Consider the following 6,663-nt stretch of genomic DNA (forward strand, 5'->3'; position numbering starts at 1 on the left):
AAGGCAGAAAAACAGTAGCATCAAAATCAACTGCACCAGCTCTTAAAGAGTGTCCACAAAAAAGAGGAGTTTGTACTGTAGTTAAAACAACTACTCCTAAGAAACCTAACTCAGCGTTAAGAAAAATCGCCAGAGTAAGATTAACTAATGGATACGAAGTAACAGCTTACATTCCTGGTGTAGGCCACAACTTACAAGAGCATAGTGTTGTTCTTATAAGAGGTGGAAGAGTTAAAGACCTTCCTGGTGTTAGATACCACATAGTAAGAGGAGCTTTAGACTCAGCTGGAGTAGCTAACAGAATGCAAGGAAGATCAAAGTACGGTGCTAAGAAACCAAAGCAAAAGAAATAATTATTGCTTAAACTTAGTTTAAGTGCTATGTCTTCAAGTTTAGATAAATAACTGTTCGAAGTTTAAATATAGATTATGAAGCAAGCACTTTACGACAATCGATTAAGTTGTGTCGAGTACCGATGAACTTAAACAAAAATTGTTAAGGAGGGAAGAAAAGTGCCAAGAAAAGGACATATTGCAAAAAGAGATGTATTACCAGATCCAGTGTACAATTCAAAAGTTGTTACTAAGTTAATAAATAACGTAATGGAAGACGGTAAAAAAGGAGTAGCACAAAAAATATGCTACGATGCTTTCCAAATAATCAATGAGAAAACTGGCAGAGATGCTATGGAAGTTTTTGAGGAAGCAATGAACAACATAATGCCTTTATTAGAGGTTAAAGCTAGAAGAATAGGTGGTGCTAACTACCAAGTTCCAATAGAAGTAAGACCTGAAAGAAGACAGACTTTAGGATTAAGATGGCTTCTTGCAGCTTCAAGAAAAAGAGGCGAGAAGTATATGAGAGAAAGATTAGCTGGAGAATTAATGGATGCAGCTAATAATACTGGAGCAGCTGTTAAGAAGAGAGAAGATACTCACAAAATGGCTGAAGCTAATAAAGCATTTGCTCATTACAGATATTAATAAAATGAAACTGTTTTGGCTAAAAGCCAAAACAGTTTTGTTGAATTTAAAAACACTATACGTTGAGAGGAGGAGTCACAATGGCTAGACAATATCCGTTAGAAAAATTCCGTAACTTCGGAATAATGGCACATATAGATGCTGGTAAAACAACTACTACTGAGCGTATTCTTTTCTATACAGGAAGAAACCACAAAATAGGGGAAACTCATGATGGAGCTTCAACTATGGACTGGATGGCTCAAGAGCAAGAAAGAGGTATAACAATAACTTCTGCTGCTACAACTTGTTTCTGGAAAGGTTATGAATTAAACATAATCGATACTCCAGGACACGTAGACTTCACAGTTGAGGTTGAAAGATCATTAAGAGTTCTTGATGGAGCTGTTACTGTTCTTGATGCTAAGAGTGGAGTTGAACCACAAACTGAAACTGTTTGGAGACAGGCAGACAAGTACGACGTTCCAAGAATGATATACGTAAACAAAATGGATGCTACAGGAGCAGACTACTACAACTGTATAAACACAGTTAGAGAAAGATTACAAACTAATGCTGTTGCAATCCAAATTCCAATAGGTCAAGAAGATCAATTCCAAGGAATGGTTGATTTATTAACTAACCAAGCAATAATCTTCAAAGATGACTTAGGAAAAGACATAGAAGTAGGTGAAGTTCCAGCTGATTTAGCTGATAAAGCAGAAGAGTACAGAGCTGCTATGATCGAAGCTATAGCTGAAACTGATGAAGAGTTAATGATGAAATACTTAGAAGGTGAAGAATTAACTCTTGAAGAATTAAAAGTTGCTTTAAGAAAAGCTACTATCAACAATGAAATAATCCCAGTTATCTGTGGATCATCATACAAAAACAAAGGTGTTCAACAAATGATCGATGGTGTTGTTGATTACTTACCATCACCATTAGACATACCTGCTGTTAAAGGTACTAACTTAGACGGTGAAGAAGAAGTTAGAGAAGCTTCAGATGACGCTCCAATGTCAGCTTTAGCATTCAAAATAGCTACTGACCCATTCGTTGGAAGATTAGCATTCACAAGAGTTTACTCAGGAGTTTTAGAGAGCGGTTCATACGTATTAAACTCAACTAAGGGTAAAAAAGAAAGAATCGGAAGACTTGTTAAGATGCACGCTAACTCAAGAGAGGAAGTTGAATCATTAGAAGCAGCTGAATTAGGAGCTGTAATAGGTCTTAAGAACACAACTACTGGAGATACTTTATGTACAGAAGCAGCTCCAATAATACTTGAAAAGATGGAATTCCCAGAGCCAGTTATATCTATAGCTATCGAGCCAAAGACAAAAGCTGGTCAAGAAAAAATGGGTATAGCTTTATCAAAGCTTGCTGAAGAGGATCCAACTTTCAAAACTTGGACTGATCAAGAAACAGGTCAAACTATCATAGCTGGTATGGGTGAGCTTCACTTAGATATCATCGTTGATAGATTACAAAGAGAATTCAAAGTTGAGTGTAACGTAGGTGCTCCTCAAGTTGCTTACAAAGAAACTATCAAAAAGGCTGTTGAAGCAGAAGCTAAATTTGCTAGACAATCTGGTGGTAGAGGACAATACGGTCACTGTAAGATAGAAATGATACCAACTGAAGGCGAATATGAATTCGAAAATGCTATCGTTGGAGGAGCTATTCCAAGAGAATACATTCCAGCAGTAGATAACGGAATCAGAGAAGCTGCAGAAAGTGGTATAATAGCTGGATACCCAGTTATAAACTTCAAAATAAGATTATTCGACGGATCATACCATGATGTCGATTCATCTGAAATGGCATTCAAAATAGCTGGATCTATGGCATTCAAAAACGCTATGGCTAAAGCTGATGCTGTATTACTTGAGCCTATAATGAAAGTTGAAATCACTGTACCAGAAGAGTATATGGGAGACGTTATAGGAGATGTTAACTCAAGAAGAGGTAGAATGGAAGGAATGGACTCAAGAAATGGTGCACAAATCATAAGAGCATTCATCCCACTATCAGAAATGTTTGGATACGCAACTGCATTAAGATCAAGAACTCAAGGTAGAGGAACTTATGCAATGGAATTCGATCACTATGATGACGTTCCTAAGAGCATCCAAGAAGAAGTTGCAGGTAAAAAAAATAAATAATTAAAGAAGCTTTTAAAGCTTCTTTAATATATAAATGTATATAATATTTTTAAATTAAAGGAGGAATTTGCAATGTCAAAAGCAAAATTTGAAAGAAGCAAACCACACGTTAACATTGGAACAATCGGTCACGTAGACCACGGTAAGACTACATTAACAGCAGCTATTACAGCAGTATTAGCAAATAAGGGATTCGCTGAGTCATTCAAATATGACGAAATCGATAAAGCACCAGAAGAAAAAGAAAGAGGAATCACAATCAACTCAGCACACGTTGAGTACGAAACAGAAAACAGACACTATGCTCACGTTGACTGTCCAGGACATGCTGACTACGTTAAGAACATGATCACAGGAGCAGCACAAATGGATGGAGCAATCTTAGTTTGTTCAGCAGCAGATGGTCCAATGCCTCAAACAAGAGAGCATATCCTACTTGCATCAAGAGTTGGAGTTGACCACATCGTAGTATTCTTAAACAAAGCAGATATGGTTGATGACGAAGAATTATTAGAATTAGTTGAAATGGAAATCAGAGAATTATTAAGCGAATACAACTTCCCAGGAGATGATATTCCAGTAATAAAGGGTTCAGCATTAAAAGCATTAGAAAACCCAACTGATGAAGCTTCAATCGCATGTATCGAAGAGTTAATGGATGCAGTAGATAGCTACGTACCAACTCCAGAAAGAGCAACAGATAAGCCATTCTTAATGCCAATCGAAGATGTATTCACAATCACTGGTAGAGGAACAGTTGCTACAGGAAGAGTTGAAAGAGGAATCTTAAATGTAGGAGCAGAAGTTGAAATCGTAGGATTAAGCGAAGAAATCAAGAAAACTGTTGTTACAGGAATCGAAATGTTCAGAAAGTTACTAGACGAAGCGCAAGCTGGAGATAACATCGGAGCATTATTAAGAGGAGTTCAAAGAACTGAAATCGAAAGAGGTCAAGTATTAGCTAAACCTGGTTCAGTTCACCCACACAAAAAGTTCGTAGGTCAAGTATACGTACTTAAAAAAGAAGAAGGTGGAAGACATACTCCATTCTTTGATGGATATAGACCACAATTCTACTTCAGAACAACTGACGTAACAGGATCAATCAAATTACCAGACGGAATGGAAATGGTAATGCCAGGAGACCACATCGACATGAACGTTGAATTAATCAACCCAGTTGCAATGGACGAAGGATTAAGATTCGCGATCAGAGAAGGTGGAAGAACAGTAGGTTCAGGAGTTGTTACTAGCATAATCGAATAGTAATAAACAAAATGGTATATTATAGATTATAACTGTCAATAATAATTTATTAGAAGGACTGGGTAAATTACCTAGTCCTTTACAAAGGATAGATTATTGACAGTTTAAATAAATTGTGATAATGTGAGAAAGTAACTCATGAAGTCACGAAACAGATACTGTAAGAGGTATATCTCTTAGAATATATATTTAAAACTGGAGGTGCAGACCGTGAGAGTAAAAATAACTTTAGCTTGCACAGAGTGTAAACAAAGAAATTATGACTCAATGAAGAACAAGAAAAACAACCCAGACAGAATGGAAATGAAAAAATATTGTAAGTTCTGTAAAAAGCATACTCTTCATAGAGAAACTAAATAGTTTAGCGCTTAAGTAAAGACACAGACTTGAATATTGTTAAGGATGTGAAAACTATGGCTGGTAATAATGTAAAAACTGGAGCCGCTCAAAAGAGTGGTATGTTTAAATTCTTTAAAGATGTAAAAGCGGAATTCAAAAGAATTACGTGGCCTTCAAAGAATGAAACAAAAAAAGCATTGATTGCAGTTCTTGGGTTCTCTATAGTATATATTATACTTGTAGGTGGACTAGATTATATTTTTCAAAACCTCTTTGAAGTAGTTTTGAAACTTAAGTAAAGGGAGGTTTGGGTGTTAATCACCGATTAATATGAGTGAAAGAGCAAGATGGTATGTAGTACATACGTATTCTGGATATGAAAATAAAGTTAAGGTTAACATAGAAAAAGTTGTTGAAAACAGACATCTTGAATCATTAATTCATGATATCCAAATACCAATGGAAGAAGTAATTGAAGAAAAAGATGGAAAACAAAAAGTTTCCCTTAAAAAGAAATTTCCAGGATATGTAATAGTAAAAATGCTAATGACAGACGAATCTTGGTATGTTGTTAGAAACACAAGAGGCGTTACAGGATTTGTAGGACCTGGATCTAAACCAGTTCCTCTTACTGAAGAAGAGATTGAATCAATGGGAGTTTTAGAACTACCTGTAGATATTGATCTTGAAGTAGGTGAAAGTATAAGAGTTATCTCAGGACCACTTAGAGAATTCGTGGCTACAATTCAAGAGATAAATCTTGAAAAACAAAAAATTAAAGCTCTTGTTGATATGTTCGGAAGAGAAACATTAGCAGAGCTAGATTTTAATCAAGTAGAAAAATTAGTATAATTTTATGTTATAACTAATGTTTTAATTAAGTGGGAGGACAAAAAAATAATACATATTGTCCGTATATACCACAGTATAGGAGGAATAAACAATGGCTAAGAAAGTAACTGGAATGATTAAACTTCAACTTCCTGCAGGAAAGGCAACTCCAGCACCACCAGTAGGTCCAGCTTTAGGACAACACGGTGTAAACATAATGGGATTCTGTAAGGAGTTCAATGCAAAAACTGCTAATCAAGCTGGATTAATAATACCAGTAGTAATCACAGTTTACCAAGACAGATCTTTTAGTTTTATCTTAAAGACTCCTCCAGCTGCAGTTCTAATAAAGAAAGAATTAGGACTTGAAAGCGGATCAGGAGTTCCAAACAGAACAAAGGTTGGACAATTAACTAAAGAACAAGTTAAGAAAATCGCAGAAATGAAAATGCCTGACTTAAACGCTGCTACAATCGAAAGTGCTATGAGAATGATCGAAGGTACAGCTAAGAGTATGGGTGTAACTATCGAAGAGTAATTCACAAAAATAGTGGGAGGTACAAACCGCTAATACCACAAAGGAGGCTTATTAATGGGAAAGAAATATGTTGAAAGTGCAAAGTTAATAGATAAAAGTGCTTTATATAATCCAGCAGAAGCTTTAGAGCTTGCTGTTAAAACTGCAAAAGCTAACTTCGATGAAACAATCGAACTACACGTTAGACTTGGAGTAGATCCAAGACATGCTGACCAACAAGTAAGAGGTGCAGTAGTTTTACCAAACGGAACTGGTAAAAACGTAAGAGTTTTAGTTTTCGCAAAAGGAGATAAAGCTAAAGAAGCTCAAGAAGCGGGAGCAGATTTTGTTGGAGCTGAAGAATTAGTTCAAAAGATCCAAACAGAAAATTGGTTCGACTACGATGTAGTTGTAGCTACTCCAGATATGATGGGAGTTGTTGGTAGAATCGGTAGAGTTTTAGGACCTAAAGGTTTAATGCCAAACCCAAAATCAGGAACAGTAACATTTGATGTTGCTAAAGCAATAGCTGAAATAAAAGCTGGTAAGGTTGAGTATAGAGTTGATAAAACTGCTATCG

Annotated in this window: 9 protein-coding genes; all 9 read left to right on the forward strand. The window is 36.0% G+C overall.

The window, feature by feature from the left end:
* Positions 1–353: 30S ribosomal protein S12 (gene rpsL, locus Q1K13_RS09640; protein ID WP_300350093.1), on the forward strand; the 353-nt coding region annotated here is incomplete at its 5' end.
* A 159-nt stretch (positions 354–512) separates the two neighbouring features.
* Positions 513–983, forward strand: coding sequence for a 30S ribosomal protein S7 (gene rpsG, locus Q1K13_RS09645; RefSeq protein ID WP_003452182.1), 471 nt, complete (start codon positions 513–515; stop codon positions 981–983).
* Between the two features lie 80 nt (positions 984–1,063).
* Complete coding sequence (fusA, locus tag Q1K13_RS09650) at positions 1,064–3,130, forward strand: elongation factor G (RefSeq protein WP_300350111.1); 2,067 nt, start codon at positions 1,064–1,066, stop codon at positions 3,128–3,130.
* 72 nt (positions 3,131–3,202) lie between these two features.
* Entirely contained in the window at positions 3,203–4,396 is a 1,194-nt protein-coding gene (tuf, locus tag Q1K13_RS09655) for an elongation factor Tu (protein WP_300350113.1), read from the forward strand.
* A gap of 210 nt (positions 4,397–4,606) precedes the next feature.
* Entirely contained in the window at positions 4,607–4,756 is a 150-nt protein-coding gene (rpmG, locus tag Q1K13_RS09660; protein WP_024614767.1) for a 50S ribosomal protein L33, read from the forward strand.
* A gap of 53 nt (positions 4,757–4,809) precedes the next feature.
* On the forward strand, positions 4,810–5,034 hold the full coding sequence (gene secE, locus Q1K13_RS09665; protein ID WP_300350118.1) for a preprotein translocase subunit SecE: 225 nt from the start codon (positions 4,810–4,812) through the stop codon (positions 5,032–5,034).
* 31 nt (positions 5,035–5,065) lie between these two features.
* Positions 5,066–5,587, forward strand: coding sequence for a transcription termination/antitermination protein NusG (nusG, locus tag Q1K13_RS09670; RefSeq protein ID WP_024614765.1), 522 nt, complete (start codon positions 5,066–5,068; stop codon positions 5,585–5,587).
* 91 nt (positions 5,588–5,678) lie between these two features.
* Complete coding sequence (rplK, locus tag Q1K13_RS09675; RefSeq protein ID WP_024614764.1) at positions 5,679–6,104, forward strand: 50S ribosomal protein L11; 426 nt, start codon at positions 5,679–5,681, stop codon at positions 6,102–6,104.
* Between the two features lie 54 nt (positions 6,105–6,158).
* A partial coding sequence (rplA, locus tag Q1K13_RS09680) for a 50S ribosomal protein L1 (RefSeq protein ID WP_300350124.1) occupies positions 6,159–6,663 on the forward strand: 505 nt, incomplete at its 3' end.

This window comes from Clostridium sp., from assembly GCF_029267215.1.
Taxonomy (GTDB): Bacteria; Bacillota; Clostridia; order Clostridiales; family Clostridiaceae; genus Sarcina.

Coding starts and splice junctions, on each gene's coding strand:
- fusA (WP_300350111.1), top strand. CDS start 1,064: ATGGCTAGACAATATCCGTTAGAAAAATTCCGTAACTTCGGAATAATG.
- nusG (WP_024614765.1), top strand. CDS start 5,066: ATGAGTGAAAGAGCAAGATGGTATGTAGTACATACGTATTCTGGATAT.
- tuf (WP_300350113.1), top strand. CDS start 3,203: ATGTCAAAAGCAAAATTTGAAAGAAGCAAACCACACGTTAACATTGGA.
- rplK (WP_024614764.1), top strand. CDS start 5,679: ATGGCTAAGAAAGTAACTGGAATGATTAAACTTCAACTTCCTGCAGGA.
- secE (WP_300350118.1), top strand. CDS start 4,810: ATGGCTGGTAATAATGTAAAAACTGGAGCCGCTCAAAAGAGTGGTATG.